The sequence below is a fragment of the Vreelandella gomseomensis genome, assembly GCF_031451645.1.
In the GTDB taxonomy this organism is placed as follows: domain Bacteria; phylum Pseudomonadota; class Gammaproteobacteria; order Pseudomonadales; family Halomonadaceae; genus Vreelandella; species Vreelandella gomseomensis.
In genome coordinates, this window is record NZ_JARWAI010000026.1 from 1 (window position 1) to 753 (window position 753).

Sequence of the window (753 nt, forward strand, 5' to 3'; positions counted from 1 at the left end):
TCGACCAAGGCGCAAACTGCTTCCTGGCAGCCCTCGTTTCGCCCTGATTCAGCACATGCTGCGTCGGCGCTTGTCTCCCGAACAGATCAGCGGCAAGCTCAAGCATATGAATATCCCTGACCTTCGAGACGCCTACGTCTGCCGAGAAACGATCTACAGTGCCATCTACGCGTTGCCCGTCGGTGAACTGAGAAAGGAGCTGATCCATTGTTTGCGGCAAGGCAAGCCAACCCGTAAGCCGCGCCGTGGCCAGGTCGACCGGCGCAACCAGATCCCGGACATGGTCAGCATCCATCTCCGCCCTCCAGAGGTGGAAAAACGTGAATTTCCTGGCCACTGGGAAGGCGACCTGATCAAGGGCAAGAACAATGCATCGGCTGTCGGCACCCTTGTCGAACTCAAAAGCGGTTACCTGATCCTGGCGAAGATGAACGATGCGACAGCCACCTCTGCGGTAGAAGGCTTCAGCGCGGCGCTGAATCGCATGCCGCTGGCCACACGGAAGAGCATGACATATGACCAGGGACGTGAGATGACACAGCACGCCAAGGTCACCCAGAATACCGGTGTCGCTATCTACTTCTGTGACCCACACAGCCCATGGCAGAGGGGCGCCAACGAAAATATCAATGGGCTCATAAGACAGTATTTGCCCAAGGGAACGGATCTATCGGTCTATAGCCAGCAAGAACTAGATGAGATCGCGCTTGAGTTGAACATGCGCCCGCGAAAGCGCTTCGACTTCAAGTGCCC

Annotated in this window: 1 protein-coding gene; it reads left to right on the forward strand. The window is 56.7% G+C overall.

Translation table 11 applies throughout. The features are described 5' to 3' along the window. The coding region (locus QC815_RS17305; RefSeq protein ID WP_310541272.1) for an IS30 family transposase at positions 1 to 753 on the forward strand (753 nt) is incomplete at both ends.